At 37.2% G+C, this 17,735-nt stretch carries 7 protein-coding genes; 1 reads left to right on the top strand and 6 read right to left on the bottom strand.

Going from position 1 to position 17,735, the window contains the following annotated elements; genetic code table 11:
• Nucleotides 1–4: 4 nt before the first annotated feature.
• Nucleotides 5–6,952, bottom strand: a complete 6,948-nt coding sequence (locus BM289_RS03250; RefSeq protein WP_091490810.1) for a T6SS effector amidase Tae4 family protein — start codon at nt 6,950–6,952, stop codon at nt 5–7.
• A gap of 7 nt (nt 6,953–6,959) precedes the next feature.
• On the bottom strand, nt 6,960–7,394 hold the full coding sequence (locus tag BM289_RS03255) for a T9SS type A sorting domain-containing protein (protein ID WP_091490812.1): 435 nt from the start codon (nt 7,392–7,394) through the stop codon (nt 6,960–6,962).
• Nucleotides 7,395–8,135: 741 nt separating this feature from the next.
• Between BM289_RS03255 and BM289_RS03260 the strand changes: the two genes are divergently transcribed.
• A complete protein-coding gene (locus BM289_RS03260; protein ID WP_244165314.1) occupies nt 8,136–8,438 on the top strand; it encodes a carboxymuconolactone decarboxylase family protein in 303 nt (100 codons plus the stop codon).
• A 398-nt stretch (nt 8,439–8,836) separates the two neighbouring features.
• On the opposite strand, the gene BM289_RS03265 is transcribed toward BM289_RS03260, so the two are convergent.
• The 4 genes from BM289_RS03265 to BM289_RS03280 all read right to left on the bottom strand — a co-directional run bounded on the left by BM289_RS03265 (nt 8,837) and on the right by BM289_RS03280 (nt 16,244).
• Nucleotides 8,837–10,873 (bottom strand): hypothetical protein, encoded by a 2,037-nt coding sequence (locus tag BM289_RS03265; RefSeq protein ID WP_143102035.1) that lies wholly within the window; start codon nt 10,871–10,873, stop codon nt 8,837–8,839.
• Entirely contained in the window at nt 10,854–12,119 is a 1,266-nt protein-coding gene (locus BM289_RS03270) for a hypothetical protein (protein ID WP_091490815.1), read from the bottom strand. The genes BM289_RS03265 and BM289_RS03270 overlap by 20 nt, the downstream gene beginning before the upstream one ends.
• Nucleotides 12,116–15,310 (bottom strand): ankyrin repeat domain-containing protein, encoded by a 3,195-nt coding sequence (locus BM289_RS03275; RefSeq protein WP_091490817.1) that lies wholly within the window; start codon nt 15,308–15,310, stop codon nt 12,116–12,118. The genes BM289_RS03270 and BM289_RS03275 overlap by 4 nt, the downstream gene beginning before the upstream one ends.
• A 445-nt stretch (nt 15,311–15,755) precedes the next feature.
• The gene (locus BM289_RS03280; protein ID WP_208610227.1) at nt 15,756–16,244 is read right to left on the bottom strand and encodes a C39 family peptidase; all 489 of its coding nucleotides are present in this window, start codon (nt 16,242–16,244) and stop codon (nt 15,756–15,758) included.
• Nucleotides 16,245–17,735 lie beyond the last annotated feature (1,491 nt).

The following is a 17,735-nucleotide window of genomic DNA, read 5'->3' on the forward strand; positions in this document are numbered from 1 at the left end:
TTTTTTAAGGTTTATTTGATTTAACATAATATAGCGTTGCCTGATAAAACTGAGGGGAATCAGCGTAAGAATGTCCTCCTAGAACGGCGCTTCCATTCCATAAAGAGATATGGCCTAATGCTCCAAATACTTTTGGAGAAATTGGCTGCATAAAATATATTCCTTTAATTTTATTGAATGCACTTAACGAAGAATTTTTAGTGGTTTTACTCAACGTTAAATTAAACTGTTTGGGAAGATTTTCAGCCATTTTTTCTGAACTTAAATAATAATTCAAACCATCTTTATCTGTAAAGGTATTACCTTTGCTGTATCTGATATGATAGCCTGCTTTATTAAAAGCTATTGAAACCCTGAGTGCACATGCATTGGGAGCTTCCCCTGGGTGCTCTTTAACATATTGATCATAATGATCTTTTACAGTTCCTCCAATATCAAAAGCTTGGGTTGATGAAATCTGGCTAGTTTCATCTCCAGGATAGGATGCAATTAGTTTATCCATATCAACATTTTGTTTTTGAAAATGAGACATTCCATGATTTAATGCACTTACATATAGCCCTGTTGCGGCTCCTTGCCAAAAATTGCCTCCAGAGAGTTCTGCACCCGCGCCTCCCGAAATTGTGCCAAAAAGAATCATCCCCCCTTTGCTTTCTGCAAACTTACCCATTCCATGATAGGCACTGTCTGCTCCGCCTCCCGTCCACGCGCTTGATGCAATGCTGCTTAACGCCCCTGAAACCATACCTGAAACTGCATTGCCATTTTGCACCCCTGCCATCATTCCCTGAAAATCAGCATGCAGCAGAGCCTGTGCGCCTGCCCGTAGATAAAAATTCGAAATGTTTAGAGTCGCAGAACCTATTCCAAAAGTTACAGCACCGCTTAAAGCCCCCATAAAAGTGGCTTTCACCAATCCGCCAACTGTAAAATCCACATGTCCTGTAACTGCCATGACTCCATAAGTGGAAGCAGAAATAATTGCCCCGATGACGACTGCTGACAAAAGCTCTCCCATTCCCCACAATTCGCCACTGACATCAGTATATTTTAATGGATTATTCAGACAGTATCCATAACGGTTGAAATTCTGAGTATTGTATGGCTCTTGAATATTATTATCAGGCTGAAGGAAACGACGGATGATAGGGTCATATAGCCTACCATTCATATGAATTAGACCTGCACTTTGAAGATGCTCATGTCCAGTATAACCGCGGTCAGTAATAGCCAACTGCGAAAGAGCATTCCCCGAGCCATCCTGAATTTTTAAAATTAAGCCCCATGAATCAAACAATCTTTTTTCAACAATAGAGCCGGAACTATTTGTGATAGCAACAATACTTCCCTGATAGTCTCTATGCAAATAAAAATAATTTTCCGTTGTACCATCGCTTTTCAACATTAATGGAGCCGTATATGCATCGCCACCTATGTATGTAATTAATTCGACGCTTCCCGAAGCAGTTTTAACTTCCATCGATCCGTCAAAAGAATAGTCTTTTCTATTTGGCCTCTGTGTCTTCACTGCATTTATACCGCCATAAAACATACTGCTGCGATCATTATTATCATTATAAGTAAAACTTATTTTATCTATCCCCGCTTCAGTAATTTCATAAGGACTTTTAAAAGAATTATAAGTTATGCTTTGAGTTTGCCTGCCCTGATAATAAGATAAAGCATCAGAAGAAACAATTATTGATGTATTTTGATATAATTTACTGGAATTAGTATAATTATAAGTTCCAGTTTGATTGGAAGTTATTCTTCCTCTATTATCATAAGCCTGTGAAACTGTAATCTTTTTAAAAGCTGTAAAATTGTCAACAAGAAAAACATTTAAAGAAGTTGTATTCTGCTTCTCAATTGTCAGCAGAAGAGTACTTCCGCCTAAAACAACAGTATGCTGTACATACACGTCTCTTGAGGTGCTTACTACACTTTTCAAATATTTTATACCAGTACCAGTTGTGGGATCTATTTCCTGAACATATACATTTAAATTATCCGCAGCAAGAACCCTCTGCACTTTAAAATTTAAAATTAACTGGTCACCTGCCGCCAAACTAGAAATAACATTTTTTTTAAGCCCTGAGCCTGCTGCAGTGGCCTGAATACTAAGCTGTCCGGCACTTGCATTTACATTTGCACCATTTAGAGGTTCAAATCCTTCCGTACTATTCGTACTGAAAGTACTGTTTATGAACTCCTCATTAATATATTGGGTAGTAAGTCTGTCTAAATTATCATATCCATATTCCTCCAACTGATAAAAAAGATTTGAGCTTCTGCTTCTTAAGTTTCCTGTTGGAGCATCAAAAAGGGTAGTAAGCAATACTACATTGGATGAACCTAAAACACTTTTTTTCTCCGTAATATATCCGTACTGATCATAGGAATTATTTACATTAATATTATTCCCTAAACTCTCATTTGTCACTTGTCCTCTGGCGTTTACTGTATTATTCATCCAAAGACGGGTGTTCCCGTCAAATAATGCCCAAGAATAGCCATTTTTATATCTTTTAGTAATAGTTTTAGAGCTCGTTTTGCCTCCACTTATTACAGTAAATTTTTCTGTGCTTACCCTTCCGAAATCGTCAAAAGAAAGTATCTCTTTTTCAAATCTTGCATAAGGTGTGGCCTCAATTGTTTTTGTTAATCTTCTGTATGGAGAATCATACTCGTAGGAATATGAAATTGTTTTCCCTTCGATATTATCCGTAAATGTACTTGATGCAAGTAGTTTTGTTAAAGGGTCATAATTATAGCTGGTCTGATTATCTGTATTTACTCCGTATATGGTTTTAGATAAAATTTTTCCTGACGAATTATAGGTGTATGTAGTTTTACCATTTGGTGTCGTTTCTTCCCATATTTCTCCAGATGGATAGTAGGTATATAAATAGGTTCCTGCAGATGGGTCAGTCAGTTCAGATTTTATACCCCATTCATTGTACTTTACACTGACTTTAGTATTTAAATACTCCGAATCTTTGACATTCCCATTGGCGTAATAATTATAGTTAATCTGACCGCCATTATCTGATGCACTGACAACATCTCCATTAGCATTTTTGGTTGAACTGGTAGTTTTTGTTCCATCTGAAGCGGTTACGGTGAGACCATTGTATGTTATATTGGTAATCTTCCCAACTGCAGTTACAGTTGAAAGGGTTCTATTATAATCATCGTATGAAGTAGTATTCCATAATGATGGGCTTCCAGAATTATATGGCTCGCTTTCTCTAATTTTCCTTCCCAGAAAATCATACTCTGTATTTTTGTAGGACCAAGTGTCATCTATATTTTTTTTTCCTGTTTTTTTTATCCTCCCCAGAGCGTCACTGACAGTTAAACTTTGCATGCCGTCATCACCAGTTTGAGTAATTGAATATTCTCCCGATGCTTTTGAATAGGCATAGCTAATATTTTTCCCTAAATAATCTGTTTCTTTAGATATTTTGCCCCAATTATCAAATACAGTTACTGTTTGGGCCCCTTGTGGATTTGTGCGCGAAGTAACTAAACCATACAGAGGATGATAGCTATTATTAGTGGAAACAAAACCCTCAATATCTTTCGTCGTTTTAATAAATCTCCCTGTCGCATCGTAAGTAGTCTCCACTATTCTTGACGGAGTCAACGGCAGCGCACCAGGATAACTCAGTGTCTTCTTTAGTAAATTGCCATAGATATCATACTCATAATCTTCAGTCACATAAACATTATTCGCAGTATTTCCTTTTTTTTCTAGTTTACTGATCTTATTTCCTGTATGAGTATATTTTTCAAAAGTTTCAAATGTATCTCCATAGGCTGAATGAAGCACCTTCAGATCAGAGGGGCGTCCAATAAAATAATCGGCTCCAATTCCTGAAGGATTATGGGTGAAATTTTCAGTTGTAGTAATAGTCCCCTGTAGAGTGCTCCCAGAAAAATTTTCTGTTTTGGTTACCAAAGGCAATTTATAAATACTATCATACTGATAGCTCACCTTAGTTGAAACTCCAGTAATGTAATCAGAAGTTACCTTATTATCCAACAGCAGAGTATAAACGCCACCTGAAGCAGATGATATATAGCTGTTAACGGACGAATTGATAATTCCTGAAGGATTTCCAGAATTTACAAAAGAAAACGCATTTCCGGCATTAAGCAGCTCAGTATATGTTCTTTTAATCGCATTTCTAAGACCAGGCTCATTTTCAATAACATTCCAGACTCTTTTGGCAGATCCATTCAAGTACCATGCACTTCTCGCCATTTTTATAAAACCTAAAGGGCCCAAACCATCTAAATTCACTAAAAGGCCATTATATCTAAAATCCTGATACTTTGTAGTTCCCTCAGAAGTATTTGCAACCATGGAAACTAAATATGAGTTTGGCATTTTCTTTATTTCTACATTTGGATATGAAACGCTTTGAGATGATGAATAAAATTCATTTAAGTTTCCAAATCCATTATTCGAATCTCCAGGATCAATGGCAGCATAAGAAATAGCATCGCTTACAGCTCCAACAGAAGAGGTTACTTTTGTCATAAGAATATCCTGGCTTACATCTTTGGTAAAATTAACATAGGTAAGCTGATTATGATGATTTCTTACCATCAAAAGTTCAGTATTTGCCCCCATATATTTATATTTTGATACTATAGGATAAGGCAAATCAGGAGAATCATTATTATGGTTGCAGATTTGAAGAGGTGCGCTTCCATAACAGGGTGAAGTATATTCCGCCGTAAACTTATTTCCTGTAATGGAAGTGTTGCCAATATTATTAGCAAAAGTTGATACGATCCATTGCGTGTCATAATTTTGAGCATCAGTAACTGGATTAGGACGGTAAATCTTTTCCCAAACCCTAACCAGATCAGTTTTTCCATCACCATTTGTGTCCAACGCATAATACTTATTAAACTGCTTGTGATCGTATGTGTCCTTGGTATCGGGCCAATATTCAACAATATTATGCTGTTCTTTAACAAAAAATTGACCTCCTGAAGGGTTTGGATTGCTATAGTAAATACTCCAACCCATTTGTCCTGAGCCTCCTTCAGTATCAGGAATCATAAGATCTGATTTGCCATCTCCGTTGTAGTCTCCAATGAGAAGCGTTTTGGTTTTGGAATATAAATCTAAAATTCCTTCGCCTATCACTTCCATTTGTACCCAAGGAGCTGAAGTTAGCTGTTTGAATGTTATAACTTTATATTCCTTACCCGCAGTAATTACCAATAGATCGGATTTGCCATCTGAATTAAAATCTGCTACAAGTCTTGTCTCTCCATATAAAATATTGCTAGAGGTATCAAGTTTTACAAATCCGCTCGATCCTTGAGCGGTACCCGCAGAAGGATCCAAATTGACCATGTATGCATGAATTGCACCTGAGGGTTTAATAAATGTATCTGTCAATTTTGCTATAGGAACTGTAGTGTTACTCTGCAGATAATAATTCGTTATTCTTGTTTGATATTCAATTGTTGGCTGTAACACTAATACTTCAGAAATACCATTCCCATCAAAATCACCTTCTAAGAATTCCTTATACAAGCTGGTATTAGAATTAGAAAGTGGACCATTTGTAACAGTATATCTATCTGGGTTTGAATATAATCCCCAAGAGACAGCTTCCGTTTCAGTAACATATTGAGCATTATGCACTTCGTACGGAAGTGTATTATAGATAAGATTATCATTAAAAGATGCTAACGTTTTTCCATAACTAAAAACTGGCGTATTATTTACAAGATTATAGACATCAAATTTTAGCTGGACAGAATATCTTAGATTCTTTGTAACCAAGGACTGAAACTGATTGAGTTTTCCGCTGCTAATCGTTGTTGCGCCGAAAAAACCTTCTGTCCCGCGAAGGCTGGTAATTGAAACAGGTGCAGTTCCCGCACTACCTTGAAACATTTTAGTATAAACTTCATTACTGGTTACAAAATCTAAATGGCCGTCGCCATCAAAATCACCTGAAAAATCAATATCATTGAAAACAAGATTATTGGAATACGAAATTGTAGTCTCAGAATTTGCATTATTGCTCTGTGTAGTTTTATATTCAAACTCTATAGGATTTGCAGATTCTAGTGCCCCATTAAACTCCTGAATCTTACTGACATACTCATACGAAAGCTGAGGATCGGAAATATGTGTAAGCTGATATTTGCGAAAGAGCTGCCCCCCTGTTCTTACTTCAATAAAATCTAAAATTGCTGCCTTTTCAATCTTCGAACCTTTTATATATGCTGACTCATTCCTTTTTGCTGGCTTATAATTGAATTTAATACTGTTCAAAAGAGCTGCGCCGCCAGTATTACCGCTAAATTTAATCTCATCAATGCATAGAGTTTTATTAAATGGGTTACTGTATGAGTATTTTATATAGTTTCCATTTACATCTTCAAACCTGACAATGTAAAATGCGCTTGAATCGTAGCCGCCCACTCCGTCAAAATTGCCATACCAAGAACGGGATCCATCTGGAGCAGTCACAATAAAATAAATTGAACTTCCATTACCTTTTAATTCAACTTTGATGTTAGATTGGACTTCTGTTTCATACACTGATCCATCATTCCAGTATATCCCGCTTTTTAAAATTAATCGCTGTCCATCAATTGCTAATTTATCATTTTCATCAAAATCTACTCCATCCACATATCCATCAATATCTCTTCTTGTTGAAATTCGGCTAATATTAGATATTGAGTTAATACTCCAGCCTTGTCCAGCGATTCCCCCCATCTGCCCACTGGCATAAACTAAATTAACCACGGGCCCAACATTTTTAATGCTTGGAGGCATAGCGATTGGAATTGTATAATTTGCTTGTCCTGAATTAGTAATTTCAAGCTTACCTTGGCTGTCGTGAAAGCTTTGAGAAAAACAAATATTTGCAATGAAAAAAAATAAAAAAAAGTAAAATTTATTCATACGAAAATTATTGTTTAATTATTTTAATCGTTTGTTCTTCTCCGTTAGAAAAATCTGCTAAAACCAAATATACTCCCGATGGAAAATTTTGAAAAGAAATTGATAAGCTATTGATTTTTGACACATCATATACAGCCACCTGCTGACCCAAAATAGAGTATACACTAATTAAATTGATCTTTTTATCATTCAAGGTATTCCATGATAAATAAAGCTCCTCTCTAACTGGATTAGGGTAATAAGAAAAGAAATCATCTCTAGAAAATATTTCAGTTTCGCTAACCAAAACTTCTTCATTTGCCACTGCAGTTTTGGCACTGCAGTTTACACATAATACCCTATTAATCTGGTTTCCTGCATTATCATAACCAAATGTAATTTTCTGCTGTGCTTTTATCAGTAGGGTGCTAAAAGCAAATAAAAGTAAAAATGTTTTTCTCATATATTTTATTCGTTATAAAAATTCAAAATCCTACAAAAAAACTAACAGTCAAAATGACTACAAGTATACGCGTTTTTAAAACATAAACAACAAAAAAATATAAAAAATATTTATTAAACACTTTTTAAGTTAAAACACATAATTATTCACAATATTTATCAATCAATAAAAATAAACAACAATTAACTGTTCTGACATATTTTAAAATAACAGAACCTAAATGTTCTTACAAAAAAAAATTTCGTTTAGTAAATGCACTCTGAATCTCCTACTTGCAGAAGACTTCCCCAAAATATATTATTCTTAAATTTTTCTTTAGGTTTCTTTTGGAGTTGACACCTTTTTTGTGGCTAAAAGCTTAGACCGTAACTATTTGAAGATTTTGAAAAAGATGAAATATTTAAAATCTGACCGATAGCCCACATTATTCCTGCTAATTTAATAGCATAAAATCTACGAGGAGACCCATTTTAAGCATTAAGATTCGGACCAATATTATCAAGATTCAAGCAGTTAATTATAACATTGCATAAAGAGATTTAAAAACATAAGGTTCCAATGATTACTAACTCAAAAAATATTAGAAGTATTAGTGATTTAAGATTATGGCAACATCGTGGCACTTTAAATTCTGAAACAGCAACATTTGTAGCAAAATCATCATCTCCCATGATTAGGTCCGAAACTGCATACGGATCCCATCTCTTTTCAAAATTAGAAAACATGTAAATTATTCGAAGAATGGGAAGATTACTTTTCTTATTAAACTACTTATTAATTTGCTGTTCTACTGATACTACATTTGATTTATTTCTGAGGGAAGCCGGCGATATTTTTACACAAGAGGAAAAAGCAGTGCTGGGGATAACCGAGGAGATAACATTGATCCATCAGAAAGGGCTCTCGGATGAGACCTATTCAAATGCCCTGCAGTTTTTCAGCGAATCCGAGATTGCAGATATCATAACCGCCGTAATTGCGATAAACCTTTGGAACAGGGTTGTGCTGAGCACCCGCCTGCCTATTGGACAAAGCCTTGCATAACACTGCAAAAAAAGCTGGCTGAATCAAGCAGCACACAGAAATTTAGAATTATGTTAATGAGCCCGATTTGTTTCGGGCTTACCTTTTACGGAAAAAACCCATTTAATATCGCCAAGCGGCACACCAATTACTATTTCAAAAGGAAAGCCCATAACGCACTGTCCCCCATCTGCCAAAATCATCAAATCAGACACCCTAGCCCCGATAGAAGCGGAAATCCTTCTTCGCCGGTGTTCGGCGCAGAAGATTGGAGCGGATAGCGGGAACAGCTCCAAAAAAGCAATATAAACCCAGAAATAAAATTAAATCTAAAATTTCAGCAGATCTAAAACAATATCAAACCTAATAACACAGCACAGATAATTGTTGCTCGACTGATGGAAGAAATTGGTTTATTTCTATTTTCCAATCCAATAAAGTACTGTAGTCTCTGCCTTTCTCTTCGAAAAAGCATCCGACATTTTCCCTTCCATAAAGCAATTTGTACATTCTCCGGAGGTCGTTAAAGAATAATTCGTAATCAACGGAACCCACATATCCCATGAGCTAGATTTGAAAGCTGCTCCAGCATTTAATCCAGGCAAAAGAAGGCTGATGTGTCCATGTCCGGTTACCGAGTAATAAACGGCAATTACCGGCTTGCCTATTGTAGCCAGATAGGCAGCTTTATCCAGATTTCCTTGGTTAAGCGCCGTTCCAATAGCATTAAATTGCGCTTCCATTGAAGCCCGTGCTGCAATTTCGCTGGCATTTAACCAATCCCCGTTCTTATGTTTAAATAAGCTTGGATCTACACCGTATATTTTACTAAGCAATGTTGCGGTGTAAATATTGCAGGCGTAATCAGGTATTGGCTCATTTTGTTTCACATAATTTATAGCAAGCGTAATCTCATTTCTAAGCAAATCCATATCTACTGTAGTAAATCGAAATTGCTTATCCGAATACGGCAAATACTGATCCGCCATATAACGAAGTTCCTTTCCGGCCTGCAGCCACTCCATAATTAGTTTTGTGTCAGTATTCGGATAGTCTCGTTTTATCTTTTCAATATCACGGGTTATATTACCTGCATATTGTATGCACATTTCTGCCTGCCGTTTGGTTTCCTCATAACTGCTCAATGAGGAGAAAACGGGGTCTGGTTGCCCATGAGAAGTGAATTCCTTCACTCGATCAAGAGCGCGAGTAAAGTCGCTTTCTGTCTTTGCTTTTTCGCTGGCTATACTACGATCGGTATAGGAAGTTTCTTTGCCGAATACCTGATCTTGCAGTCTCAGGGAAATTCCCGTGAAACCTCCGGGAGTGATTTGCTGCAGTGGCGGAAGATCCTTTAGAGTTGGCGCTGGTGTTCCATCTTCCTTAATACCATTAATTTTAAAATAATTCTTTATTGCCTCCTGTATAAATTTATGGTACTCTATAACTGCATTGGTAGATTCTATCCGCAGGTTGTACTTTGTTATTTCCTGTTCAATCATTAAAAGCTGCTGTTTTATCTCCTGCCTCATTGCTTTCTGGTCGTCTGGTGCGCTTGTCATATCCGCCACGCTTTTGCCATAATTGTAAAAAGCGTTGGTCATACCCAATAAATCATTACCGGCCGTAAGAGCGTCAATAGAGCGGGCTTTAATATATCCATTTCGTATAACTGAGGGATCTAAAGTCCCGTTTATCAATGATTCTTCGAAGAGAGCTTTAATCTCCGAAACCGTACCGATTACAGGGTTATTAGAAACGGCTGGATTAATCGATAGGAGATCGTATATCAAATTAGAATGAGCATTGATATTCGAAGCCACTAATGAAGATATAAGTGCCCAATCACTCGAGTGCCAGCTTGTTTCATCAAGAAGATCATTCTTTATTCGGTTAAGATCCGATACAGCTTCCTGCGACAACTTGCGTTTGCTCATCGCACTTTGCAGTTCTTTCTCCGAAGCACTCCTTTGTTGTTGAACGCCTTTAACATAAGCTTCCCGTTGATCCTGGCGAAGCTTGTCCAAAACCATCGGAGGTTGATTTGCTATAATTTGCAGATCGTTTTTCAAAACATTTCCTTGCTCAATCTGCTTTTGATTGTGAGTGAGTATAGAAGGCATTTTCATCGCAATGCTGGCACGAACACCGTCTTCTTGCGTATGAAGAGAATTAATCCTGTTATCCATATTATCACCCACATTCCTCAACATTTCTTTTGTTGGAATTTCAAAATTAACCTGTGGCACGCAAACATCTTGATCAAGCCCTCCATCATGGAAATTATAAAGCAGGTTGGAGGGCTGAGTTCTTATGAAGGACTTATTATTGAACCCAATAGTAAACATAGGATTTGTATACGGACCGCTAATATACACCTGTGTAAATCCTTCTATGGAATATAGCAGCAGTAACACAACATATAATCTGGATCGTTTATTTGATAACAAGCTCATTTTTTAATAGGATAGATTCTTTTTTATATTCCTGCACCTTCGATTGATACCTTTCAATATCGGTATATATTGGGGCAAGATCCATACGGCCGTGTAAATTCGTTAAGATACACTCCGCTTCCACGCAGGCGTCACCATACCGCTCCGTCAATTCAACCTTCTTAAATGGGTCATCCTCATTGGTGATACTTCCGCGAAGCTTTACCAGCTGCGAAAGCATACTGATAATTTCATTCTTCATAGTAAACCGCGATTCTTCGTCCATTATACGCTGTATCTCCTCACTGCCGAGAAATTCGGCTTCTGCAAGGCGGGCTTTATAAGGTGCTATTGCCGTTTCAGCATTATATCGGTACGTCGAAGTCACCTGCCACAACAATTTCCATGTGCTTTTCTGAACTGCCTGAAGATCCTGCGTTTTTACACGATAATCTTTATAAGTGTCACGCGCCTCTTTCAGGTATTCCTGCGAAATAATGAATTGATCCTTAGGTGTCAGACTTAACTTATCGAAAAGATTAAGGGCGTCCTTTACCCTTTCCACTTGCTTTTTAATATCGTCTTCAACAAACATAGCATAAAATGGTGCCGTAACAGGAAAATTAGCAAAAAACTTTTCCAATGATTCCCCCATACTGTCGCCTGAATAGCTGCCAGTGCCATTTTCACTCGGAGCTGCCTGCTGGTCTACCTTCCCGTCATCACCAATTACCAGCGAATATTTGACATGAAAAAGTTTCTGGTACCGCAGCTTATTGATCTCTTCGCTTTGTGAGCCAATCTCGAAAAATGAGCGGAGAAGCGTTTCCTTTCCCACAGCTCTTAAGCCCGCATCTTCAAATTGTTTAATACTGCCAATGCTATCCAGCTCTTTGAATAAATAGTCAGTCTCATCCACCAGTTCTTTAATTCTTATTAACTCATTCGAAACCATGACGCACAAGTCGTATTGCCGCAAAGCCTTTTCCAGCTTATTAGAGGGCTCCTCGTCAATAGTATTTAGTTCCTTTTTTAGTTTAGCCAATTCCCAGTTTATTTGTTCCTGGTAATAGGAAATTGTCCGGAAAGATTCCGTAAACTGGTTAAGCCATCTCACCCGTAAATCCGCCCGCGTCAGCTTCTCCGAATAACTGCGCGCGTTGTTCTTTACCCAATCGTAAATTTCGTCCCCGAAATTTGGCCCGCAGCTGCTGAGACTTAAACAAAGAGGTAGTAAAAAGACAAATCGTAAACGTAACTTACTCATATATTAAGGCGCTCTTTAGTAGGTTGTTGAAGATGTTCGTTAAATACAGGAATACGGTCCAGTAATAACTGTTGTTTTATTTGCTCGTTAGGAATGTATAGGCAGTATTCAAGTAAAAGCAGATTATAGGAATCTACCTTTTTATAGAAGCGGGTGAGGTAATCCTTTTTATACTCTCTCAATTTAAGCAACGCATCGCTCATTGATAGATCATCTATCTGATTGCGTATTACAAGTATCGCCTTTTTGGTTATGCTATCCGTTTTGCTCGAATTAAGAATAGCGTCTAATCGGTTAATAATATCAGGCTTTTCTACATTATTCATTTCAACCAGCGAAAGCAGAGCGTTATTCAGGTCTTTTAGCTGTGTGTTCTCAAAAAAATCCACAACACCTATCAATTCAGCCTTAATCACATTCTTATACCTATCGCGGGCCTTCTCTGACAACAGGTGTACATGTGTAGCTAATGAATATAATTCCACGCCGCTGAGTGAATCGGCTCTTTGCTCCATCCAGTACCGAAGAGAGTTAATATGACAATACGTTCTTAACCGGTCCTCAAAAATCGCTCCTCCCGACAAAGGGCTTTCAATATCTTCTGTTGGAGGAAATACTACTGTAAATGTTGAATGCTTAAGCCGGCTGTCGCTACCCTTTCCGGTGGCTTCAACTTTATCGTTCCATTCATCAATAATAGTAATATCTCCGTTCTGCCGGTTAAACTCCATCGTTTTTCCTGGCTGCACTATTTTTTCTTGTCCGTTTTGAATCACCTTTACAGGTATACAATTAGGTTCGTTGATTACCTTCACACCTGGGAACGACACATTGAACTTATTATCCAAAAGAGTAACCTTCGGTATCTTATATTCGCCTTTTATTGAATATTTCGCCCATGCTGTAGTGGCATCCGCGTCTTTAAAACCATAACACTTTCCATTTATTACTGTGATACAGTGATTATCCCATCCTCCTCCGGCAGCGGCAAACGCACTGGAGCCGACCCAAAAAGCCCGCGAGCCAACCCAGTTTGTCAATGTTCCGGATATCTCAATCATACTGGAGGCTGGTGCATCCCACGAATCCTCCTTATCTTCCTTCTCTCTAACTTTATAAGCTCCTGAGATCGATGCAGACTTAGTATTATTTCTCCCGTTTTTATACTCAGCCTCACCCGTAAAACGCATTACTGGATATGAGTTATAACTTTGATTTTGTCTAAATAAATTTATGCTCGATCCATTTGGATTGAGAACGAGAAAGGGTCGGCTCAATAAGCCTTCAATATACTTTAGCTTAGCGCTATCGTTATGGGACTGATATAGCCAGGACAATAACGGGCTCCGTACAGTTGAATTCTTTTCGATGGCCGATGAATACACATATATCGTACCGTCATTCATTTGCCCTCCTTTGAATGCATCTTTTACAATAAGGTCTTTTAATTCAGTTTCAGCTATACTTTTAGTCACTTCAAACACAGTAAGCACATATAGAGAATCGGGTTTTACCTTTTGGGCAATGTTCGTTTTATTGAGAAGCTTGGCAATATGAAAGGGCTGCACATTATATTTATCGCGCCTGTTTTTATTTACGTTCATTAATAACAAGGTATCTACAAGAGCTTCGTCACCCGTAAACACAGCATTGTGTAAGGGTGTTATCCCCAATTTGTCAGCACAATCCGGCTTTACGCCCTTAGAATAAAGGAACCTTAATGCTGTAGTATTTCCAGTACACACTGCCCACGATATAAGCTCACACTTATCTACAGCGCTGAGTGATCCTAGGTGACTATTTGTATAGGCCTTTAGTTTATTAATATTTTTATTCTCTATCGCCATTTTGAATAAAAAAATAGGAGGCACGCTTGATTCATCGGCTCCTGCATTTAACAAAAGTTCCATTGTTTCAGTTAGGTTCAACTCCTGGGCCAGCTGTATTGCGGTCTTTTGAGCGGATGTTTTCTGATGAATATTAATTCCTTTGCTCAGTACAAACTGTGTAAACTCAATATTTTGAATTTTATGTTGCTGGAACAATTCGGGTTGATCCAGTATATTCACCTTATCTACGAATTTGTCCTTCCCAAGAAGCAGCCTTTCAAGATCATTTTCTATAAGAGCAAAGTCCAGATCACTGATCAATTTAAGAGTGTCCGGTTTCACCCAGTTCTGTCGGATTCCAAGAAGTCCTCTTACCTGATAAACCTGGTCTATTGCAGAAGCCCTATTCGATAGTATTCTGTAAATATCTTGTTGGTGCAAGACTATACTCGCAAGTAAGGAATTAAATCCCTCAGAGTTTACTGAATTCACAATTGCTCCATTATTTAGCAATAATTCTGCTGCTTTCGTTTTTGACCTTGCCCCCGCGCATATAAAAGCTGTATTGTTATTCACATCTTTCGCGTTCACATCAGCACCACGATCAATCAGCTCTTTTAGTAATTTAGTATTACCTGTCATGGCTGTCTCCATCAATGGTGATAAACAAGGACCTGGCTTAAAGAGAGTTGTACCAAAATCGTTCACCTTTGCCCCTTTATTAAGCAGGGCCAAAGCAATCTCTTCATGGTCATATGCGGCTGCAATCATTAGTGGCGTTTTTCCTTGGGCCCAATCACCTTCCATACCAGTAGCTACCCGGTTGATCTCGGGATTAAACTCTAATAAGTAATTCACCGCCTCGAGGTTATTAGCCATTACTGCCTGAGTGAGTGCACTATAATACATCTTAGGCGGAGTTCCGCTTCCCCACCATCCCTCTGTAGAGATTTCTACATCGATTTTAGCACCTTTACTCATCAGGTATTTCATCATTTGCAGGTTTTGTTGTACAACGGCAACTCCCAAAGCAGTTCTTGGCAACATCGTTAACGGTATTACTGCGTTAATCTGCGCACCGTGGTTAACCAGCGATTGAACAATACTTAATTTACTTTTGCTAGCAGCATATCCTAGGGCGGTTACATTGGTAAAATAACGTGTATTTGCCGAAACACCTTGTTGCAGTAACTGTTCTACCTTGACGCTGTCACCTTCATAAATTGCCCTGAATAACAGGATTTCCGTTTCAGTTTGAACGATTGGCTGACTATACAATCTATGACTCGGAAACCAAAATGCAATTAAAAAAAGAAATTTGAATCCCCAATTTACTGTAAAAGTGCAATTTTGTGAAATCATGTTTTAATATTAAGACGTTTGTTTTTATTATTTTAAATTATAACCGTTTCTGAAGTTCTCCCATTGGTGCTATCGTTAGGCTGTTAAATTACAAACCAACAAAAGAATCTTTGGTTGCTTCTCCCTTTCTTAACAAAGCCAAGTTGCACAAACAATTATTTAAAGTCGGGAGACTTTAAGAGATTTTGATTTACAAAAAAATTGTGCAAAGTCGAAGACGTTTGCACAGCGTTTCATTAGGAACACTGGGAGGAGCGGGCAATATTAAAACAAAAAACATGAGTACTATTGATTATAATTTTGTTTATTCCTAAAATTCATTCAATTCCAAAAGGTAGAAATCTAAAATCTCTTATCACTAGCTTTGAAACATTACCATTTTGTTTTGTGGTTTTCTATTAAAATTGCTTTCTTGACACAAAAAAATATTTGTTTTTCTGTTTCATCAATTTACCCAGACTTTATAGCACATATTAACTCTACTCACAAACTCATACCAACTCATTTCTAATCGTGAAGGATTAGTCGGCCAAGGGTCTCGCAAAACTACTTTATCTGGAATTACAACAGCGTTCCCATAATAATCGTAAGTCAATGAATAAAACAATGCTGTCAAAACGTAAGCGTGTCCTATATCTGAATTAGGCTGGTTAAGGCCAACAATAAGAGGTCTGTTTGATCCTAAGAAAGCTTGTATCTCATTAGCATTAGTCGGATAATTATTTGTGTAAATTGTAGAAATACCGCCATAAACGTTGTATCCCCAACCACTAAGTGCTGTAAACATTTCTCTTGGTCCACCTGTGTGATCAGTTAAACTTCCAAAACAACGCATAACAATGTCTTCTTGTGTGACATATAGTCCATTGTAATTCAAAACCATTTGAATACAAGCTGCCCAACACCAATTCATGTTTCGTTGCCTACTATTCATTGCATAGAATTGAAAGTTGTTTGAAGGAATACCAGCAGAAAAGTAATTTGCCCCAAGTTGTTGTACATTTTGAGCTTTAGTTTTGACTGTAGTAAATATTAAAAGAGTCATTAAGACTATTCCAAAAATTTTAAATTTCATTTTTTTATTTGATTTGTCTTTTAAAAATTACTGCCAACTGCAAACATCCGACATAAATATTCGCGTATCCTGGTTAAAGTATACTAGTGCAATTTCGTTTTATATCTTCTCAAAAATAACCATAAAAACTATATTACAATCGAGTATATTTACCTGTTTTAACAACACGGTTTGTTTTATATAGTAATGACCACCGGCCAGTGAAAGACGCAGAATCTACAATGCGCAACGCAAAATTGGTTTCAGATTCTAATTTGCAACCAATTTTTTTAAACACAAAAGAACCATTTTCTTGTGCTCTTTATTATGCGGATGGGGGCCAATGAAAGGGATTACTTTTGTGCTACAAAACCTAAATGTATAAAAGTAATTCATAGAGCCTAAGAAAGACAATTCTAGCGTAACTACAACAATCTTTTCAAATTCACCATAATATTTGTAGAATTGCATGTTAGTTTGATTCCATAAAAAATCGATCAATTATATTTTTTTTACATCAATCCCCAACAGGACATCTAAACCAAATTTGCAAAGCCATGGAAAGACAGACACTACATATAGAAAGCCAATTGCTTCAAATCATCCAAAAATGATGTTGTAATTTGTCCTGTCCCCGTCACTACTCAGGACAAAAAACACAAAAAAATATAATTTAAAAAGCACGCAGTTTGTTGTAAAAAGGACCTTGGATTGATCCCATTTCTGTCACGAAAAACTAAGATGCGTTTATAAATCTTTCACCTTGCAAAGTTTTGTGGCAGAATCATAGCACATGAAATTTTGGACTTGATACTGTTTCTCCCACAAATAGTTAAGGCGAATATTGTCGCTTTTTTTTCATCGTTGCAAGTTTGTGGCAAAACCGCGGCACATCAAATTCTGAAATAAGAAATACTTATTAAAAACAACAATTGCTGTATCAAAGTTCGAGTACATTAAACTAATTTTCCTTTTTTTAAATTAAAAAGAAGCTCTATCACTTTACTATTCTCTCTTGTTCCATTGAGGCCAGAAATTGGTTTATTTCCAAAAACGGATTCAACTTTTAGCCCCGATAGCAGTGGAAATCCTTTTGTGCCGGGGTTCGGCGCAGAAGATTGCTTCGCCAGTTCGCTAGCGCTCGGGTGGAACGGATAGCGGGAAAAGCTCTAAAAAAATAAAATTAAAATTAGAAAATTATATTAACACAATTACAATTGACGATGCTAATCATACAGATTAGATTCCGCAAAAAATCCTAATACACGATTAATCCTTCCCCCTTGATCACCTGACCGCTGTTCTGTAAATGCAGCCCTTGTTCTGTAAAACAAACGCCTATCCGCTTTACATTCAATAAAGGACAGCCCG

This window comes from Flavobacterium phragmitis (assembly GCF_900112575.1).
Classification (GTDB): domain Bacteria; phylum Bacteroidota; class Bacteroidia; order Flavobacteriales; family Flavobacteriaceae; genus Flavobacterium; species Flavobacterium phragmitis.

What these genes read in the sequence shown, in the direction of transcription:
- BM289_RS03250 (WP_091490810.1), bottom strand. Translation starts at nt 6,952, where the DNA reads ATGAATAAATTTTACTTTTTTTTATTTTTTTTCATTGCAAATATTTGT.
- BM289_RS03255 (WP_091490812.1), bottom strand. Translation starts at nt 7,394, where the DNA reads ATGAGAAAAACATTTTTACTTTTATTTGCTTTTAGCACCCTACTGATA.
- BM289_RS03260 (WP_244165314.1), top strand. Translation starts at nt 8,136, where the DNA reads ATGGGAAGATTACTTTTCTTATTAAACTACTTATTAATTTGCTGTTCT.
- BM289_RS03265 (WP_143102035.1), bottom strand. Translation starts at nt 10,873, where the DNA reads ATGAGCTTGTTATCAAATAAACGATCCAGATTATATGTTGTGTTACTG.
- BM289_RS03270 (WP_091490815.1), bottom strand. Translation starts at nt 12,119, where the DNA reads ATGAGTAAGTTACGTTTACGATTTGTCTTTTTACTACCTCTTTGTTTA.
- BM289_RS03275 (WP_091490817.1), bottom strand. Translation starts at nt 15,310, where the DNA reads ATGATTTCACAAAATTGCACTTTTACAGTAAATTGGGGATTCAAATTT.
- BM289_RS03280 (WP_208610227.1), bottom strand. Translation starts at nt 16,244, where the DNA reads ATGAATAGTAGGCAACGAAACATGAATTGGTGTTGGGCAGCTTGTATT.